Source organism: Zhihengliuella salsuginis (genome assembly GCF_014651715.1).
GTDB lineage: Bacteria > Actinomycetota > Actinomycetes > Actinomycetales > Micrococcaceae > Zhihengliuella > Zhihengliuella salsuginis.
The window spans coordinates 221,635-239,806 of sequence record NZ_BMXK01000006.1 but is presented as its reverse complement, the minus strand read 5'-3'; the positions used below and the strand labels follow the sequence as shown (position 1 = coordinate 239,806).

Sequence of the window (18,172 nt, the reverse complement as noted above, 5' to 3'; positions counted from 1 at the left end):
CCGTTGGCGTGGGCGTCGCGAGCGGCCTCGTCGGGGAATGCATCGAAGATCCAGAAGGTGTCGGCGTGGGTCCTGACCGCGAACCAGACAATCGTTCCTACTTCTTCGTTGGCGAGTGCGACAGCGCCAGCGAGCAGATCGGCGAGCGCGTCGTGCTGTCCATCGGCCGCGACGACCTTGGCGACGAAGGCATACGGAAGTGATGCGGGTGTTGACATGAGGGATTCTCCTTGAAGTCGTGGTTCTTCGTGGGACGAGTTCAGTGTATGACGAGCGAGGGCCGGTGGGTAGTGGCGTATACGGCAGTATTGCTATTGTTTACGTCATGCGTATCGGACTGATTGCGATCGACGGCTGCTTCGGTTCGGCTATCGCGTCGATCATCGACATCGTGCGGGTGGCCGACGGAGCTCGCGGCGATGTCGACCCGCGGATCGACCCGATCGAACTCGCCATCCTCGGACCGAAACGGCGAGTGACCACGACGGCATCGATGACCCTGTCGGTGGACCAGCCGCTGTCGGAGTCCGGAGAGTTCGACGTGGTCGTCGTCCCTGCGCTTGGAACCCTTACGGCCGCCGCTACCAACGACGCCCTCCAGAGCCGAGATGCTCGTTCGGTCATCGCCTCGCTCGGGCGCCTCGACGAGGCGACCACCCGGATCGCCGCGGCGTGCACCGGCGTGTTCGCTGTCGCCGAGACCGGACGGATGCATCATCGGAGGGCGACGACCAGCTGGTTCCTGGGGCCGGAGTTCCTGAAGCGCTATCCGACCGTCGCCCTCGATCTCGACACCATGGTCGTGGTCGACGGGAACCTCGTCACCGCCGGCGCCGCGTTCGCCCACATCGACCTCGCGCTCTCACTCGTGCGATCGATCAGCCCCGACCTGGCCCAACATGTCGCCAAGCTCCTCATCATCGACGAGCGTCCGTCGCAGGCGGCCTTCGTCGCCTACGAACATCTCCGGCACGAGGACCCGATCGTCGTCGAGTTCGAACGCTTCGTGCGCGCCCGCCTGGACGAACCGTTCAACGTCGCCTTCGTCGCGCAGTCGCTCGGCACCAGCCGGCGCACCCTCGAACGACGAGTCCGTGCGGCGCTCAACCTCACTCCGCTCGGCTTCGTCCAACGGCTTCGCATCGAACGAGCTCGGCACCTCTCAGCAACCACGGACCTCACCTCCGCCGAGATCGCGCTACGGGTCGGCTACGCGAACGCCGAGACTCTGCGCTCCCTCCTGCGTAGGGAGCGACGCCGTTCCTGACCTATCGCCATGCCTGTAGCCGGTGTCCTAACGCCCGGTTGGAACCACCTCTCAGCACGTCGCGTCGACGCTCCTGCGTCGCCCCTGGACGACCAACTCGACACGCCCGCAGCACAGGCCATGTGACGTGTCCCGGCTTCCCGAACGGTCGGGGTTGGGTGGCTGTGATGTTGCTGCGTTCTCGTCGAGAGGATCAGCAGACCCGATCAGAGCCGATTGGGATAAGACGCGAAGGCGGTCAGGTCAGGGCGGCCGAAGCCGGCCGGCGGGGTAGTGTCGGTCACGTCGAGGTCTTTCGGATGGATGGCGTAGGAACCTCCATCGTCGGGAGATCTCGACGTCTATCTGCGGACCGACGCGCCCGGCCGATCTGCACCCTCATCTGGGAAGAGCCTGTTTCTGGCCGCGCGGCTCAGGCGGCGGGGCCCGGCCCGGTCGAACCGCGCCAGATCACCTCGGTGAGGCTGCCATCCTCGGCCCCGCCGGGGTCCTCGACATCGAGGAGCAGGAGCAGGCGGCGGATCGCGCGGCGGCCGATCAGCCGGTAGTCGACGGACACGCTCGTCAGCCCGGGCGGCATGGTGGCCCCGACGACGCTGTTGTCCCAGCCGGTGACGCTGAGGTCGTCCGGCACGCTCCACCCGCGATCCGCAGCCCCCGCGAGAACGCCGGCCGCCAGCTGATCGTTGGCGGCGATGACTGCCGTGACCCCGGCGCCTTCAGGCAGATTCGCGATGCCGTGGCGCGCCCGCTGCGGATCCCAGTCGGTCTCGATCACGCCGCGCGAGACGAGCCCCAGGCGCTCGATCGTCTCCAGGTAGACGTCGCGCCGGTAGCGGGCCGACGTGTTGGTGTAGTTGCCGGCGACATGCAGGAACGTCGTGTGACCCCGGTCCGCCAGGCCCTCGATCAGGTCGGTGATGCGGGAGGCGTTTGCGAGTTCGCCGATGCCGCGCATCGACTCGTCGTAGCGGGTCTCCACGGCGACCGGTGTCGACATCGTCGGCGCGAGCTGCTCGACCTCGGGCACCGGAGTCAGCGACACCAGGCCCTCGAACAGCCCGCAGTCGGCGAGCTCGAGCACGCGCAGGTGCCGCTTCTCCGCCTGCCCGCCGAGGGTGACGGCCTCGACCACGTAGCCGTGGGCGCTGGCGGCCTCCGTCGCCCCCTCGAGGACCTCCAGGGCGCTGATCGCGGCATCCGTCGGGAGCAGGAGCGCGAGCCGGCCGGTGCGGCGGTCCCGCATGGCGCGGGCGGCGATGTTGGGGCGGTAACCGAGCTCGGCGATCGCGTCGCGGATCTTCTCGCGGGTCTCCGGCCGCATGCCCGTGTCCGACCTCAGGTACCGGGACACCGTCTGGTGGGAGACCCCGGCCAGCTTCGCCACTTCGATGATCGTGGCCCGTTTCCCGGTTCCCGGTGCAGTCGCCATGCGGTGTCCTCCTGTGCGGTCGTGGGACCAGTCTTTCACCCCCGACACGAGAACGTGCGCATCGTTCCGGTGACGGGTCCATGAACGAATGCCGACCCCTCTCCCCGCTGTTTCAGGCGGAGAGAGGGGCCGGCATCGTCACCTGGTGCCGACGGGACCGATCAGCCGAGCACTGCTTCCAGTTCCGCGATCATCGACTTGGCCGCATCGGCCGGCGACTGGCGCTCGAAGTAGACCTCGAGCTCGTAGCGTCCGAGGATGTCCTGCATCTCCGAGAAGCCGACCGGCGGAACGGGCTCGGCCTCGCCGAGCTCGGGCTCGACCTCTTCGACGAACTCTGCGGAGGCCTTGTCCGTGCCCTCCAGTTCCTCGGCGACGGCGGCCCGCACCTCGGTGTTGGCCGGCAGGCCCCGTTCCGTCATGCCGATGAGGCCCGCATCGACGTTGTTGACGAAGTAGTCGATGAACTGCTGCGCCTCCTCCGGGTGATCCGATCCGGCCGAGGCGGAGAGCATCATCGAGGCCTTGTACCAGAGGCCGGCGTCCGCAGAGTCGCCCGTCTGCGACGGGTAGCGCAGCGGGACGACGTCGGCGCCCGACGCGCCGCCGATGGCGGAGAGCTGGTTGGACCAGTAGGTTCCCATGGCGGCGGCGCCCGTGCCCACGAGCGACTGGTCGACGGCGGCCGTCTGGTCCTCGGCGATCGCGGAGGCCTGCGGGTAGGCACCGCTCTGCGAGAGGTCGAGCAGGTGCTGCAGGTACTCCTCCGCCTGGGCCTCGGTGACGCCGAGCTGCCCGTCCTCGGTCGTCAGGTTGGTGCCCTGCTGGCGCAGCCAGACCTGGATGTTGAGCGGCTCTGCCGGCGCACCGGATCCGTAGATCCCGTCGCCGCTCTCACTGATCTCCTGGGCGATGGAGGAGAAATCGTCCCACGTCCAGGTCGTGTCGTCGGGCATCTCGACGCCCGCTTCGGCGAAGACGTCCGGGTTGGCGAGAATGATCGGGGTGTTGATGCCCGTCGTGATGCCGAACAGCCCCTCCTCGGTGCGGCCGTTGGCCACGACCTGGTCCTCGATCTGCGAGACGTCGACGCCGGAGAGGTCCAGCAGCGCGCCGCGGTCGGCGTATTCGCGCAGGTACTGCGCGTCCATCTGGATGATGTCCGGGGCGTCGTTGGCCGCGGTCTGCGTCGCGAGCTTGTCCCAGTAGCCGGTCCAGTCGCTGTACTCGGGCTGGATGTCGATGTTCGGGTTCTCCGCCTCGAACTCCGCGATGATCTCCTCGGTGATCTGCGCGCGGGCGTCGGAGCCCCACCACGTGAACCGGAGGCTGACGTCGCCGCCCTCGCCCTCGGATCCGCCGTCGCCGCCGCAGGCCGTGAGCGCTACGGCCGAGACCGCCGTGATCGCGGCCGCCTGTGCTAGTCGCTTGAACTTCATGTTCCCCACCTTCTCAGTGTGCTCCGCACCCGGAGTCGCCAGCGTGGCGCTCATCAGAATTGGAACGTTTCATTTATTTGCTGTGAAAGCGCTTTCCAGAGTCGCTTAACAGCCAGCATAGCGCATCTGATGTGATGGGCCACACACCTTTACCGGATCGAGACCTCGCCCCGGCGCCCCGGGGTCAGACGCGTGCGGGGTCGGAGCTCCGGACCTCGAGGGTCCGGGGCGCCGACCCCGCACGGGATGTCTGAGGCGGATTCTAGCCGAGGGCACCCTCCATCTCGGCGTACGCCGCCTCAGCGGCCTCGGCCGGGGTCAGGCGCTTGAAGAACACCTCGAGCTCGAAGCGGTAGATGATGTCCTGCAGTTCACTGAAGCCCATGGCCGGGATCGGCTCGGAGGCCCCCAGCTCGTCCTCGATATCCGCGATGAACTCGGCGGACACGGCATCCTGGCCCTCAAGCTGTGCGACGACGTTCTCGCGGACGTCGGCGTTGGACGGCAGGCCTCGGTCGGTCAGGTTCAGCTCGCCCGCCTCCTGCGAGTTCACGAAGAAGTCGATGAACGTCTTGACCTCCTCGGGGTGATCGGTCTGCGAGTAGCCGGACATCAGCATGGAGGACTTGTACCAGAGGCCCGCGTCGGACGAGCTGCCGGTCTGGCTCGGCATGCGCAGCGGCACCAGGTCCGCACCCGCCGAACCGGAGAGCGCGGTCAGCTGGTTGGTCCACCAGGCGCCCATGGCGGCGAGTCCGCTGCCGGACAGGGACTGGTCCGGTCCCGGGCTCTGGTCCTCGGCGAGGATGGAGGCCGCCGGGTAGGAGCCGTTCTCCAGCAGGTCGAGATGGTGCTGGAAGTAGTCCTCGACGTCGGAGACCTCGACGCCGAGACCGCCCTCGGGGCTGATGAGGTGCTTGTCCGCCTGGCGGGCCCAGATCTGCAGTCCGGAGGGCTCGTTCGGGCCCGCCGCACCATACTTGCCGTCGACGTTCTCGGTGATCTCCCGGGTGATGTCCGCGTAGTCCTCCCACGTCCACGTCTCATCGTCCGGGAGCTCGACGCCGGCCTCCGCGAAGATGTCCGGGTTGGCCATCAGGACCATGGCGTTGATGCCGGTCGTGATGCCCAGCAGCCCGTCTTCGGTCGTGCCGTTCTCGATGGTCCCCTCGTCGAACTGCGAGACGTCGACCCCCTCGAGGTCGAGCAGGGCGCCGCGGTCCCCGTATTCCCGCAGGTACTTGTCGTCCATCTGGATGATGTCGGGGGCGTCGCTCGAGGCGACCTGGGTGGCCAGCTTGTCCCAGTAGCCACCCCAGTCGCCGTACTCGGGCTGGATGTCGATGTCCGGGTGGGCCTCCTCGAACGCGTCGATGATCTCCAGCGTGGTCTGGTGGCGGGCGTCGGACCCCCACCAGCTGAAGCGCAGCTCGACCGGCCCGTCGCCGCCGCCGGCGGCATCGGCTTCTCCCCCGCCGCCGCAGGCGGTCAGCGCCAGTGTCGACGCAGCCGCGATCGCTGCGGCCTTGGCCAGTCGGCGGCCCATCGTGCGGCGCTGTCCTTTGACGTTGTGCACCGTAATCCTCCTCGTTGAATGGCTCTCCCCGCGGCGAGTGACCACGAGAGTTTCCCGCTCCCCGTTCGCGCAACCGCGGCCTGACGACCAAGGATGCGAGCCGCGGAAGATTCCCACGGGCCGGAAAGCGATTTCCCGTTCAATCTAGGTGTGACGACGATCACGGGTCAAGGAATATGGGGCGGTTCCGTCTTTCATATTGGCGATCAGTCGATACCCTCCGGGCATGAATCCACGTCGCGCTATCGATCCGCGGGCATGTTTCGGACGCCGCTGCGACCCGCTCAGGGGCCCACCCATTCCCGGGCAGCGGCGAGCGCGGGCTCGACCGACCCGATCTGCGGATACCAGGCCAGCTCCCACTCGAGCGAAACCCACCCGGACCAGCCGGCGAGCACTTCACGGTGCTCGTCGAGGGGGAGGTCGCCCGCCCCGGGCGGGACCGGGACCTTCTCCGCCCCCACGGCCAGGTCCTTGACCTGGAAGTATCCGAGGTAGTCTCCGGCCAGCTCGCGCGACCGCCCGGGCGCCTCCCCGCCCAGCCAGGGGTGCACCGCGTCCCAGAGCAGCGCGACGACCGCGGGGTCCCCGACGGGTTCGACGAGTCGGAGGGCGTCGGCCACGCGCGGGTGCGAATCGTGGGTCTCGACGAGCAGCCGGACCCCTGAGGCGCCGAGGTCGTCGGCGACGGCGGCGATCCGGCGCTGACCGCGCGCCGTGTCGGCGCGCGTCCCGCCGGGGAAGACGCGGATCGACGGTGCGCCCACGTCCTCAGCCAGTCCGATCAGGCGGCGGAGCCCGTCCACGACCACGGCGTCCGGCTCGGGGGCGCAGAGCCGCGAATAGCCCGCGAGGCACGCGATCTCCAGCCCCGCGTCCGCGATCGTGGCGCGTGCCCGGTCCCGTGCGGGGGCCGGCGAATCCAGGTTCAGCTCCTCGTCCGGATGGACGCGGATCTCGAGCCCGGCGCATCCGTAGGACGCGGCGGTCGCCGCCGATTCGGCGAGCGGCCGCCCGGGCATCCCGAGCGTGCTGACGGCCAGTTTCCAGCTCATGCCCGGACCTCCTCGACCGTGCCGCGCGTGAGGTCGACGGCAATCGCCGGCGCCGTGCCGCCCTCCCCGCCGCCGGCGGGATCGAAGCGGAACCTGACGACGTCGTCGTGCACTTCCACGTCGTCGACGCCCACGGGCGGGGTGTCCGCGCCGCGGAGCCGGGCGAGGGCGACGAACACGCGCGTGCCGGCGACCGGCGCGCCGAGGCGCGGCATCGTGGCGAAGGACGCGAACGCGGTCCCGGCCGGGGCGATCACCCGGCCGGCCCCCTCCCAGCCGGCGAGCGGTTCGAGCTCGGAGACCGGCCCGCCCTCGCCCACGGCCCAGCCGGTGTGCTCGGCGCGCATCTCGTAGAGGGCGTCCACGACCCGGTCGATCCGCACCTCGGCGTTTCCGTGCACGACGACGTAGCTCTCGATCCGCAGCCCCGGCACCGTGGGCGAGGAGGAGTCGAAGACTGGCTGGTGCCAGGACCCGGCCCAGCCCCAGTCGCCGTGGGCGGCGGCGCCGATCGGGACGATCTGCCGGCGGGCCGACCGATGGCCGCGCCAGATCAGGGATACGTGGTTGTCCGCCTCGTTGCGCGCGTCCGTGGGGCCGGAGGCAGTGGAGTAGCCCAGCCGGTTGTAGAGCGGGTCGGCCCCGGCGGCGCCGGCCGCGGCCGGCGGCCGGATCTTGTCGCTGCCGTGGTTGTGCAGCCGGGCTATCCCGTCCCCGGACGTGGTCTGGACGAGGAAGCCGGGGGCTTCGGACGCGAGGACCCTGTCTCCCTGCTCGACCGGCGCCCCGCGCTCGGTCTCGGTCCACAGGGGCGCGTCGGCCGGAGCCAGCAGGCAGGCGAAGGCCTTCGCCGCCCACAGGGGCGAGGCCGGGCCGGAGTACCGCTGCAGGGTCGGCGCATGCTCGCCGTGCCAGCCCAGGCTGAGCAGGCCGTGCCCGTTGAGGCTGCCGCGGTCGAGGAAGTACTTCAGGGAACCGCTCAGCAGCCGTCGCGACTGCCCTCCGGGCAGGGGGCTGTCGCCTGTGACGGCGCCGAGCGCGATGCTGGCGGACGCCGCGAACCGGTACGTCATCGAACGCCCCATGTAGAGGGGTGCCCCGTCGGCCCCGAACCAGTATCCGAAGGTGCCGAGGAATTCGCGCAGCCGGTCGGCATGGTGCGTCCGCCGCCCGTCGAGGTGTGCGTCGAGGACCGGGTAGAAGTGCAGGGCCCAGCCGTTGTAGTGGTCGAACGCGCGACCCTCGCCGTCGGAATACCACCCGTCGCCCCGGTACCAGGCGTCGAGCAGGTGGTCGGCTCGTTCGCGTACGCGGACCGTCTCCGTGTCGCCGCGACCGACCGCCTCCAGGAAGCCGGCGACCATCGCCGGGAAGAGGTACCAGTTGTTCGGCGCAGGAACGGCTGTCAGGGCGCCGCGCAGCCAGTCGGCGGCTTCGTCCTGGACGCCGGGCTCTAGCCGGTCCCAGAGCCACGGACGGGTCAGCCGGAGCGAGAGGGCGATCGACGCCGACTCCACCAGGGGCTGGCCGCCGTCGTCGTGGTCGCGGATGGGCAGCCAGCGTTCGCCGCTGCGGGCCGACGTGCCGGCGGCGAGTCCACGGGCGTAGCGGCCCAGCCAGCCGTGCGGGTCGTCGCCGCCGGAGCCGGCGACGCGGAAGGCGGCGATCAACATCGAGCGGGCGAACCCCTCGAGTCCGTCGGATGCGGGGCCGCTGCCCGAGGGCGGCCCCGGGAAGTCCAGGCGCGCGCCGGCGGGGCTGGCGAATCGCCAGGCGGAGTGGAGCAGGCCATCGGCCGCAGCCTCCCAGTGCGCACGTGTGTAGCCGGTGTGGGGGCTGAGATCGACATCGGATTCGGGCAGCTGCAGTGGCGGCATCGTGGTGTCCTTCGGTGTTCTCTGTCGCAAGTTTCGCCTGGTTCGCGGCAAACGCGCGGGGCGGCGCGCCGTGCAGGCGCGTCGCCCCGTCCGATCGTGCCCGTGGCGGTTTCTACTCGAGGGCCGCCTGCATCTCGGCGTATGCGTTGCTGGTGGCTTCCTCCACGGACTGGCGGTCCATGTAGACCTCGGTCTCGTAGCGGTGGAGGATGTCCTCGAATGCGGCAGCACCGGCGGTGGGCACAGGCTCCGGAGGAGTGACCTCGTCTTCGATGTCGTTCAAGAACTCGGCGGCGGTCAACTCGTTGCCCTCGAGGGTCGCCATGACGGCCTCGCGAACGTCAGAGTTGGCCGGCAGCCCGCGGTCGGTCAGGTTCTCCATGCCGGCCTCTTCCGAGTTGACGAAGAAGTCGATGAAGCGCTGGGCCTCCTCCGGGTGCTCGGTCTCCGAACTGGCGGAGAGGAACATCGAGACGCGGTGCCACAAGCCGTTGTCCTCGACGTTGCCAGTACGGCTCGGCATCCGCAGTGGAACCATGTCCACGCCGGCGGCCTTGGAGGCGGTCGGGAGCAGATTGCTCCAGCCGTTGACGAGGCCCATCTTGCCCTGTGCCAGGAGCGAGCGCTCGTTGCCCGCAGCCCGATCCTCCTCGATCACCGTCGGATCCGGGTAGCTCCCGCTCTCCACGAAGGCCTTCTGGAATTCGAGGTACTCCTGCAGGTCGGCCTCGTCGAACCCGAGCTCGCCCTCCTCCGTGGTCATGTGCTGGTCCTGCTGGCGCAGCCAGTTCATGAACCCTCCGACCGGCTCGAACGGCGAGGTCGAACCGTATCCGCCCTCGACCTTCTCGCCGATCTCCCGGGTGATCTCGCCGAAGTCCTCCCACGTCCAGGTCGTGTCGTCCGGAAGTTCCAGGCCGGCCTCCTCGAAGACACCCGGGTGGGCCATCATCGCGATCGAGGCGAAGCCGGTCGGGATGCCGAACTGGCCCTCATCGGTCCTGCCCTGAGACAGCAGATCCTCGCTGATCTTGGACGTGTCGACGTCCGGCAGGTCACGCAGCACGCCGCGATCCGCGTACTCGCGGAAGTAGGACAGGTCCATCTGCATGACATCCGGGGCATCGCTGGCGGCAGACTGGGTCGCCAGCTTGTCCCAGTAGCCGCTGAAGCTGTTGGGCTCGGGCTGAATGTCGATGTCCGGGTTCTCCGCCTCGAACTTCTCGATGATGGCCATGGTGTTCTGGGACCGCGAGTCCGACCCCCACCACGAGAACCGCAGGGAGACCGTCTCCCCCTCGCCGCCCTCGGATGCTACTCCCCCGCCGCCGCAAGCCGTGAGTGCGAGCGCCGAGATCGCCGCGACGGCGGCCGCCCGGGCCAGCCAGACACGTCGTTTCCCCGGATGTGCTGCCTGTACCTGTTCCACCCTGATTCCTCCTCCATGCATGGATCCGAACACTCCCCACCTCCGAAATGAACGTTCACGAGAACGTTCACTTTAGGTTTGAATGAGCTGGGAAAGCGATTTCCCAGCTAGATTACGAGTGACCTGGGTCACCCGTCAAGGGGTCCGTCAGACTTTTCTGGTGCTCTCGCGCAGCACCGGATGGCCGGAGACGACGAACCGGCGCTGGTCGTCGCCGTCGGCGAGGACGAACTCCCCCGCCATCCGGCCGATCTCCTCCAGCGGCAGCCGCACGGTGGTCACGGACGGGACGAGGTCCCCCAGCGTGGGGATGTCGTCGAATCCGGCGACGGCGACATCCTCCGGGACGCGCAGGCCGCTCTCGCGGATCGCCGTCATCGCCCCGAGGGCCATGACGTCGTTCGCGCAGAAGACGCACACCTGGCCGGACTCGAGGTCCAGGTCGTTCGACCGGAGCAGGTCCGCCATCTCCAGGTAGCCGCCGTCGCGGGTGAAGGCGCCCTCCCGCACGACGACGGGGGCGATCCCGGAGGACTCGAGCTTCTCCACGAACCCGGACACGCGGTCCCGGGCCGTCGCGAGCGACTGGTCGCCTGACAGGACGGCGAAGCGCCGGTGGCCGAGCTTGAGCAGTTCCTGAGCAAGTTCGGCCGCCGCCCCCTGGTTGTCGAGCTGAATTCCGCCGGCGAGCGCGAGCGGCTGCCCGATCATGACGACCTTGCCGCCGTTCTCCTGGTACCTCGTGAGGGCAGCGGCCAGCTCGTCGTCACCGGACATGCCGCGCGAGCCGGCGAGCAGGATCGCGTCGGTCCGGTGGGACAGGAAGGAGCGCACCGCGCCCAGCTCGACGTCGGGGTCGCGGCCCGTGCTGCTGAGCAGCAGCTGAACCCCGGTTCCGTCGAGCCCGTGCTGCACACCGCGGGCGATCGACGAGAAGTAGGGGTCCGCGATGTCGTGCACGATCAGCCCGACCAGGCCCGCGGTGCTGCGGGCCAGCGCCTGCGCCTGCGCGTTGGGGAAATAGCCGAGGCGCTCGGCCGCGGAGCGCACGCGGTCGGCGATCTCCTCCGACGGCTTGCGCTTGGATCCATTGAGGACGCGCGAGGCGGTGGCCTGGGAGACCCCGGCCTCCTTCGCTACGTCGGCGAGCCGAACAGCCATTGCCTGGCCTCCCTTCCGGCCCGGAGAACGACGGGGCCACGATTTCTCTCGTGTGACAGTTGACACGTTGATCACCTCGACACTACCTTGGAAAGCGCATTCCCATCTATTCGTTTATTCTAGATCACCTCCGAGGAGTCCCGACATGTCCGAGACCCGTGTCCTTCGCATCGCCATGAACGGCATCACCGGCCGCATGGGCTACCGCCAGCACCTGCTCCGCTCGATCCTCCCGATCCGCGACCAGGGCGGCATCACGCTGGCCGACGGCTCCCGCGTGACGGTGGAACCCATCCTGATCGGCCGCAACGAAGCCAAGATCAAGGAACTGGCCGAGCTGCACGACGTCGAGCACTACACCACCGACCTCGACGCGATGATCAACGACCCCTCCGTCGACGTCGTCTTCGACGCCTCGATGACGTCCCTGCGCTACCAGACGCTCTCCAAGGCCATCGCCGCCGGGAAGCACGTCTTCACGGAGAAGCCGACCGCCGAGACCCTGACCGAGGCCGTCGACCTGGCCCGCCAGGCGCAGACGGCCGGCATCACCGCCGGCGTCGTGCACGACAAGCTCTACCTGCCCGGCCTGGTCAAGCTGCGCCGTCTGGTGGACGAGGGCTTCTTCGGCCGCATCCTCTCGATGCGCGGCGAGTTCGGCTACTGGGTCTTCGAGGGCGAGATCCAGGAGGCCCAGCGCCCGTCCTGGAACTACCGGCTGGCCGACGGCGGGTCGATGACCACCGACATGTACTGCCACTGGAACTACGTCATGGAGGGCATCATCGGCAAGGTGAAGTCCGTGAACTCCAAGACCGCCACCCACATCCCGACCCGCTGGGACGAGAAGGGCGAGGCCTACGACGCGACCGCCGACGACGCCGCCTACGGCATCTTCGAGCTCGAGACCCCGAATGGAGACGACGTCGTCGCGCAGATCAACTCCTCCTGGGCCGTCCGCGTCTACCGCGACGAGCTGGTCGAGTTCCAGATCGACGGCACCCACGGTTCCGCCGTCGCGGGCCTGAACAAGTGCGTCGCCCAGCAGCGCGCCCACACCCCCAAGCCGGTCTGGAACCCGGACCTACCGGTCACGGAGTCGTTCCGCGACCAGTGGTCCGAGGTCCCGGCGAACGGCGACCTCGACAACGGCTTCAAGCTGCAGTGGGAGGAGTTCCTCGCCGACGCCGTCGCCGGCCGCGAGCACCGCTTCGGCCTGCTCTCGGCCGCCCGCGGCGTCCAGCTCGCCGAGCTGGGCCTGCAGTCGGCCGCCGAGCGCCGCACCCTCGACGTCCCGGAGATCTCGCTGTGAGTACGACGACGACCCTGACCTCGCTGCCCGCCCTCACCCTGCCGGCGTTCTCCGCCGCCGGCGGCACCCACGAGTACCGGATGACCGGATCGGCGCACCCGGAGCTCGGCCCCTTCACGCGGCCGAGCACGCCGATCACCTCCCGCCACGTCTACGCGGCCGCGCACGTCGTGCCGGTCGTGACGGCGGACAACACCCCGGGAGCGGCGGCCGAGCTCGACTGGGACGCGACGCTGGCCTACCGCCACGAGCTGTGGTCCTACGGGCTCGGCGTCGCCGACGCCATGGACACCGCCCAGCGCGGCATGGGCCTCGACTACGCGGCCACCTGCGAGCTGATCCGGCGCTCCGCGGCCGAGGCGGCCGACGTCGTCGCCTCGGGGACGTACCCGGCGCTGGCCGGCAAGACCGTCCGCGACCTCGTCTCCTGCGGCGCCGGCACCGACCAGCTGGACCCGGCCGCCGTCTCCGCCGGACCCGCGGGCCTGGCGGCCGTGACGGGCGCCTACCTCGAGATGCTCGACGTCGTCGAGGCCTCCGGCGCGAAGACGATCATCATGTGCTCGCGCGCCCTCGCCAAGGTCGCCACGAGCCCCGAGGACTACCTGGGCGTCTACTCCAAGCTGCTAACCGCGGCGAAGCAGCCGGTCATCCTGCACTGGCTCGGCCCGATGTTCGACCCGGCGCTGGCCGGCTACTGGGGCAGCGACGACGTCGCCGCCGCCACGGAGACCTTCCTGCAGCTGATCACGGAGCACGCGGAGAAGGTCGACGGCGTGAAGGTGTCGCTGCTGGACGCCGAGCACGAGACCCGGCTGCGCGCGGCCCTGCCGGCGGGCGTCCGCCTCTACACCGGTGACGACTTCAACTACCCGGAGCTCATCCACGGCGACGGCGAGTTGCACTCGGACGCCCTGCTGGGCATCTTCGCGGCGATCTACCCGGCGGCGTCGACGGCGCTGCAGGCGTACGACGCCGGCGAGGACGAGCGCGGCCGCGCGATCCTCGACTCGACCCGCGAGCTCGGCCAGCACATCTTCTCCGCGCCGACGCTCTACTACAAGACGGGCATCGCGTTCCTGGCGTGGCTGAACGGCCACCAGCCCGGGTTCCAGATGGTCGGCGGTCTGCACTCGGGCCGCTCGATCGCCCACCTCGCCCACACGTTCGTACTCGCCGACCGGGCCGGTCTGCTGCTGAAGCCGGAGCTCGCGGCCGGGCGCATGCGCCAGCTGCTGGCCGTGTACGGCATCGACCAGAAGGGGGCCGACGCATGAGCGCCGCCGACTTCCCGCTCGCGCTGAACACGGGCACCACGCCGAACCTGGACCTGCGCCAGGCCGTCGAGGCCACCGCCGAGGCCGGGCTGACACACATCGGCCCGTGGCGCCACCTGCTCGACGGCGCCGGCGGCGCCGAGGCCGCGGCGAAGATCATCGCCGAGGCCGGGCTCAAGGCCTCGACCCTCTGCCGCGGGGGCTTCCTCACGGCCACGGGACCGCAGGCCCGGGCCGCCGCGCTGGAATCCAATCGGGCGGCGATCCGCGAGGCCGCGACCATCGGCACCGACAGCCTGATCATGGTGGTCGGCGGCCTGCCCGCGGCGGCCCACGTGCTCGGCGGCGAGGGCGACCGTGCTGACAAGGACATCGCCGGCGCCCGCGCCCGCGTGGGCGACCGGCTCGCCGAGCTGGTGCCGTACGCGCAGGAGCACGGCGTCAAGCTGGTGCTCGAGCCGCTGCACCCGATGTACGCGGCCGACCGGGCCGTCCTCTCGACGCTCGGACAGGCGCTCGACATCACCGCGCCGCTGCCGGCCGACGCGGTCGCCGTCGTCGTGGACACGTTCCACGTCTACTGGGACCCGCAGGTGCGCGAGCAGATCGCTCGCGCCGGGGCCGAGGGCCGGCTCGCCAGCTACCAGGTGTGCGATTTCAACCTGCCGATCGCTTCTGACGCACTGAAATCACGCGGCATGATGGGTGACGGGTACATCGACTTCGCGTCGCTGTCCGCGTGGACGGCTCAGGCCGGCTACACCGGCCCCGTCGAGGTGGAGATCTTCAACGCGGAGATCAACAACCAGGACGCGAAGACCACCCTGGCCACGATGAAGGAACGGTACGCGGAGCTCGTGCTCCCGCACCTGGAAGCGGCCGGCGCCAACGCGCCCGCCAACGCCGCCGCCGGCCTCTGAGCCGGTGTTCTGGTGGTCCCCGCCCCGGCACGCGCCGGGGCGGGCACCGACGAACGACCGAGACGAACGAAGAGGTAAGAGATGGCACAGAAGCAGCCGGCCGGCGTCGTACTGGTGGGACTGAACGGCTTCGGCCGGCAGCACCTGATCAACATCGAGCGCCTCGTCGCCCTCGGCAAGATGCGGCTGCTCGCGGGCGTCGATTTCAACGACCCGGGCCCCGAGGTCCGCGGCGCGGACACCCCGGTCTTCACCTCGCTCGACGAGGTCGCCGACGCCGGGCTGCGCCCCGACGTCGTGATCGTCTCCACCCCCATCAACACCCATTACGACCTCGCCCTGCGCGCCCTCGAGTTCGGCGCCGACCTGTACCTGGAGAAGCCGCCGACGGCGACGCTCGAGCAGTACACCGCACTCCTGGCCGCGGCCGACGCCGCCGGGGCGCGCGTGCAGGTCGGCTTCCAGTCGATCGGCTCCCACGCCCTCGACGAGATCGCTGAGATCCTCTCCCCCGCCGACGGCTCCGAGGGGCCCATCGGGACGCTGCGCAGCGTCGGCGCGAGCGGCAACTGGATCCGCACCCGCAGCTACTACGACCGCGCCCCCTGGGCCGGTCACCGCGTGCTGAACGGCGTGCAGGTGGTCGACGGTGTCGCCACCAACCCGCTCGCCCACGCCGTCCAGACGGCCCTGCACATCGCCGGCGCCAAGGCGGCCGACGACGTCGCAGAACTGGCGACCGAACTGCACCACGCGCACCGGATCGAGGCCGACGACACCACCACCATCCGGCTGAAGACCACGGCCGGCGTCGACGTCACGTGCGCGCTCACGGTGTGCGCGGTCGAGACGAACGACCCCTGGATCACGATCTACGGCACCGAGGGCGAGGCCGTCCTCTACTACACGCGCGACGAGCTGGTCATCACGCCGAACCCGGACGCTCCGGCGGCCGGCCGCGGCGGCCGGACCACGTTCGGGCGCACCAACCTGCTCGAGAACCTCATCGACGTGCGCGCCGGCGCCGCGGACGCCCTGCTCTCGCCGCTGGCGAGCACGGGGGCGTTCATGCGCGTGCTGGAGGCCATCCGCACGGCTGACGCCCCGGCGCAGATCCGCCCCGAGCACGTCACGTTCGAGGGCGAGGGCGACGACGAGCACCCCGTGGTCCCGCACATCGACCAGCTGATCGACCGGGCCGTCAAGGGCACGACCACGTTCTCCTCCCTCGGCGCCCCCTGGGCCGCGCCCCCGGCCTCCTCCGGCACGCTCGCGGTCACGCCCGCCGGGTCCGCCCTCCCGGTGCGGATCGCCGACCTGCGCACCGGCAAGGACATCTCCGCGACCAACGGGCCCCGCCCGTTCCTGGACCGGGTGCGCACGCTCTCCGGCGTCGTCGTCACCGACCAGCAGCCGCTTGACCACACCTGGCACCTCGGCGTCTCGGTGGCCCTGCAGGACGTCGACGGCTGCAACTTCTGGGGCGGGCGAACCTTTACCCGCGACGCCGGCCGCTACGTCTGGCGCGCGGACCACGGCCGCATCCGCACCGTCTCCGAGTCCGTCATCGACGACGCCGACGAGGCCGGCACGTGCGGCCAGCGCCTCCGGGCGCGGCTCGAATGGGTCGGGCACGACGGCGCCGCCCTCCTCGCCGAGGACCGCCAGGTCCGCACGCGGTACGTCCGCGACGGCGGCGCGGCCGGCTGGGAGCTCGACGTCGACTTCTCGCTCACCCCCGCCGTCGACCGGCCGGTGTCCCTCGGCAGCCCCGGTTCGAACGGGCGCGCCGGCGGCGGCTACGGCGGGTTCTTCTGGCGCCTGCCGGCGATCGCCGACGCGGACATCTTCACCGCCGACGCGGCGGGCGAGGAGGCGGTGCACGGCACGGTCAGCGACTGGCTCGCCGTCACCGCGGACTTCGACTCGAACGACGGCCACCCGCTGGCCGGCACCTCAGCCGAGCCCGAAGCCGGCTCGGGGCGCGGCCCGGCGACGCTCGTGTTCGTCTCCGCGGACGCGGACCCGTGGTTCGTCCGCTGCGCCGGCTACCCGGGCGTCGGCGCCTCGCTGGCGTGGGACGCCCCCGTCATCGCCGAGCCCGGAGTCCCGGTCCGCCGCCGTGTGCGCACGCTCGTCCTCGACGGCCGGTACGACCGCGAGGAGATCGAACGGCTGCTCGCCGCCGCGCCGGCACGCACCGCCGGCTCCGCGGCCTCCCCCGCCACCGCCGCATCCACCCGCTGACCTCCTACCGAAAGTCATCATGAGCATCCTGCCCACCGAAGAGTTCGACAAGCTGGCCACCGAGCACGCCGCCAAACAGGCACGGGTCGTCGAGATCCTGGAATCGCACCAGGCGGACGCCGTGCTGCTGACCTCCACCGCCGCCCTGACCTGGTACCTGGGCGGCTCCCGCGTCCACATCTCGCTCGCCGGGGCGCCCATCGCGGCGGCTCTGGTGCACCGCGGCGGGGCCGAGGTCGGCCTGTTCGTCAACGAGTCCGCGCGCCTGCAGGCCGAGGAGCTCGGCGGCACCGACGGGGTCACCGTGCACGAGCTGCCGTGGCACGGGAACCTGGCCGACCTGGCCTCCTGGTACCCGCAGGCGAACGACTGGGTGGTGCTGGCCGAAGACGCCGTCGGCGACGAGCTGCGGGCGGCCCGCGCGTCGCTGCTGCCGGTCGAGGTCGAGCGCTACCGCAGCCTGTGCCGGGACGCCGCGGCCGCCCTCACCGACGTGCTGACGGAGGTGACCGAGGAGACCACGGAGATGGAGCTCGCCTCGGAACTGGGGCGGCGGATCATCGAGTTCGGCGCCGACCCCGTGGTCCTGCTGGTCTCCGGAGCCTCCCGCGCGGAGCACCGGCACCCGCTGCCCACCGACGCGCCGATCGGCCGCCGCGCCATGGCGGTCGTTTGCGCGCGGCGCCACGGCCTCATCGCGAACGTCACCCGCTGGGTCACGTTCGGCGAGCCTCTGGACGGCGAGGAGGACCTGGACGCGCGCATCCTCGAGGTGGAGGCGGACATCTTCGCCCAGCTCGCCCCGGGCGCCACGATGGACGCCGTGCTGCCGGCCATCCAGGCGTCCTACCCGGCGCACGGCTTCGCCGACGACGAGTGGACGCTGCACCACCAGGGCGGGGCCGCCGGCTACAACGGCCGCGACCCGCGCCTCGAGCCGGGCGTGACCGATCCGATCGTGGACCAGCAGGCCTTCGCCTGGAACCCCTCCGGCGCGGACCCGGCCACGGGCCTGGTCGCGAAGGTCGAGGACACGGTCCTGCTCACCGCGGTCGACGGCGAGACAACCCTCGAGGTCCTCAGCGTCGACCCGCGCTGGCCCAGCGTCGAGGTCGCCGGCGTGAAGCGCCCGGCGGTGCTGCGCCGATAGAGGGCGGCAGCGCCACTCGCTCTCTGACGA

At 70.4% G+C, this 18,172-nt stretch carries 14 protein-coding genes; 6 read left to right on the top strand and 8 right to left on the bottom strand.

Annotated elements, in window-relative coordinates:
• Positions 1 to 218 (bottom strand): putative quinol monooxygenase (locus tag IE069_RS08780; RefSeq protein WP_189349749.1); only part of this gene is annotated, 218 nt, incomplete at its 3' end.
• A 107-nt stretch (positions 219 to 325) separates the two neighbouring features.
• Here IE069_RS08780 and IE069_RS08775 point away from each other — a divergent pair.
• Complete coding sequence (locus IE069_RS08775; protein ID WP_189349748.1) at positions 326 to 1,267, top strand: GlxA family transcriptional regulator; 942 nt, start codon at positions 326 to 328, stop codon at positions 1,265 to 1,267.
• Positions 1,268 to 1,679: 412 nt separating this feature from the next.
• On the opposite strand, the gene IE069_RS08770 is transcribed toward IE069_RS08775, so the two are convergent.
• The 7 genes from IE069_RS08770 to IE069_RS08740 all read right to left on the bottom strand — a co-directional run bounded on the left by IE069_RS08770 (position 1,680) and on the right by IE069_RS08740 (position 11,236).
• On the bottom strand, positions 1,680 to 2,699 hold the full coding sequence (locus tag IE069_RS08770) for a LacI family DNA-binding transcriptional regulator (RefSeq protein WP_229791039.1): 1,020 nt from the start codon (positions 2,697 to 2,699) through the stop codon (positions 1,680 to 1,682).
• A gap of 161 nt (positions 2,700 to 2,860) precedes the next feature.
• The gene (locus IE069_RS08765; protein WP_229791038.1) at positions 2,861 to 4,192 is read right to left on the bottom strand and encodes an ABC transporter substrate-binding protein; all 1,332 of its coding nucleotides are present in this window, start codon (positions 4,190 to 4,192) and stop codon (positions 2,861 to 2,863) included.
• 208 nt (positions 4,193 to 4,400) lie between these two features.
• The gene (locus IE069_RS08760; RefSeq protein WP_229791037.1) at positions 4,401 to 5,714 is read right to left on the bottom strand and encodes an ABC transporter substrate-binding protein; all 1,314 of its coding nucleotides are present in this window, start codon (positions 5,712 to 5,714) and stop codon (positions 4,401 to 4,403) included.
• Between the two features lie 284 nt (positions 5,715 to 5,998).
• Positions 5,999 to 6,769: a sugar phosphate isomerase/epimerase family protein gene (locus IE069_RS08755; RefSeq protein WP_189349747.1), complete on the bottom strand. Its 771-nt coding sequence runs from the start codon at positions 6,767 to 6,769 to the stop codon at positions 5,999 to 6,001.
• Positions 6,766 to 8,646 carry a DUF2264 domain-containing protein gene (locus tag IE069_RS08750; protein ID WP_189349746.1) on the bottom strand — a complete coding sequence of 627 codons (1,881 nt, stop codon included), beginning with the start codon at positions 8,644 to 8,646 and terminating at the stop codon, positions 6,766 to 6,768. Before IE069_RS08750 ends, IE069_RS08755 begins: the two co-directional genes overlap by 4 nt.
• Positions 8,647 to 8,758: 112 nt before the next feature.
• A complete protein-coding gene (locus IE069_RS08745; protein ID WP_229791036.1) occupies positions 8,759 to 10,075 on the bottom strand; it encodes an ABC transporter substrate-binding protein in 1,317 nt (438 codons plus the stop codon).
• Between the two features lie 147 nt (positions 10,076 to 10,222).
• Entirely contained in the window at positions 10,223 to 11,236 is a 1,014-nt protein-coding gene (locus IE069_RS08740; RefSeq protein WP_189349744.1) for a LacI family DNA-binding transcriptional regulator, read from the bottom strand.
• A 145-nt stretch (positions 11,237 to 11,381) separates the two neighbouring features.
• Here IE069_RS08740 and IE069_RS08735 point away from each other — a divergent pair, with 145 nt between their 5' ends.
• The 5 genes from IE069_RS08735 to IE069_RS08715 all read left to right on the top strand — a co-directional run bounded on the left by IE069_RS08735 (position 11,382) and on the right by IE069_RS08715 (position 18,142).
• The gene (locus IE069_RS08735) at positions 11,382 to 12,548 is read left to right on the top strand and encodes a Gfo/Idh/MocA family protein (protein ID WP_189349743.1); all 1,167 of its coding nucleotides are present in this window, start codon (positions 11,382 to 11,384) and stop codon (positions 12,546 to 12,548) included.
• Positions 12,549 to 12,571: 23 nt separating this feature from the next.
• Entirely contained in the window at positions 12,572 to 13,825 is a 1,254-nt protein-coding gene (locus tag IE069_RS08730; RefSeq protein ID WP_189349768.1) for a dihydrodipicolinate synthase family protein, read from the top strand.
• The gene (locus IE069_RS08725; protein ID WP_189349742.1) at positions 13,822 to 14,745 is read left to right on the top strand and encodes a sugar phosphate isomerase/epimerase family protein; all 924 of its coding nucleotides are present in this window, start codon (positions 13,822 to 13,824) and stop codon (positions 14,743 to 14,745) included. Before IE069_RS08730 ends, IE069_RS08725 begins: the two co-directional genes overlap by 4 nt.
• Before the next feature lie 81 nt (positions 14,746 to 14,826).
• Complete coding sequence (locus IE069_RS08720; RefSeq protein WP_189349741.1) at positions 14,827 to 16,992, top strand: DUF6807 family protein; 2,166 nt, start codon at positions 14,827 to 14,829, stop codon at positions 16,990 to 16,992.
• Between the two features lie 19 nt (positions 16,993 to 17,011).
• Positions 17,012 to 18,142 (top strand): M24 family metallopeptidase, encoded by a 1,131-nt coding sequence (locus IE069_RS08715; RefSeq protein WP_189349740.1) that lies wholly within the window; start codon positions 17,012 to 17,014, stop codon positions 18,140 to 18,142.
• Positions 18,143 to 18,172 lie beyond the last annotated feature (30 nt).

Coding starts and splice junctions, on each gene's coding strand:
- IE069_RS08720 (WP_189349741.1), top strand. CDS start 14,827: ATGGCACAGAAGCAGCCGGCCGGCGTCGTACTGGTGGGACTGAACGGC.
- IE069_RS08735 (WP_189349743.1), top strand. CDS start 11,382: ATGTCCGAGACCCGTGTCCTTCGCATCGCCATGAACGGCATCACCGGC.
- IE069_RS08770 (WP_229791039.1), bottom strand. CDS start 2,699: ATGGCGACTGCACCGGGAACCGGGAAACGGGCCACGATCATCGAAGTG.
- IE069_RS08740 (WP_189349744.1), bottom strand. CDS start 11,236: ATGGCTGTTCGGCTCGCCGACGTAGCGAAGGAGGCCGGGGTCTCCCAG.
- IE069_RS08765 (WP_229791038.1), bottom strand. CDS start 4,192: ATGAGCGCCACGCTGGCGACTCCGGGTGCGGAGCACACTGAGAAGGTG.
- IE069_RS08775 (WP_189349748.1), top strand. CDS start 326: ATGCGTATCGGACTGATTGCGATCGACGGCTGCTTCGGTTCGGCTATC.
- IE069_RS08725 (WP_189349742.1), top strand. CDS start 13,822: ATGAGCGCCGCCGACTTCCCGCTCGCGCTGAACACGGGCACCACGCCG.
- IE069_RS08755 (WP_189349747.1), bottom strand. CDS start 6,769: ATGAGCTGGAAACTGGCCGTCAGCACGCTCGGGATGCCCGGGCGGCCG.
- IE069_RS08715 (WP_189349740.1), top strand. CDS start 17,012: ATGAGCATCCTGCCCACCGAAGAGTTCGACAAGCTGGCCACCGAGCAC.
- IE069_RS08750 (WP_189349746.1), bottom strand. CDS start 8,646: ATGCCGCCACTGCAGCTGCCCGAATCCGATGTCGATCTCAGCCCCCAC.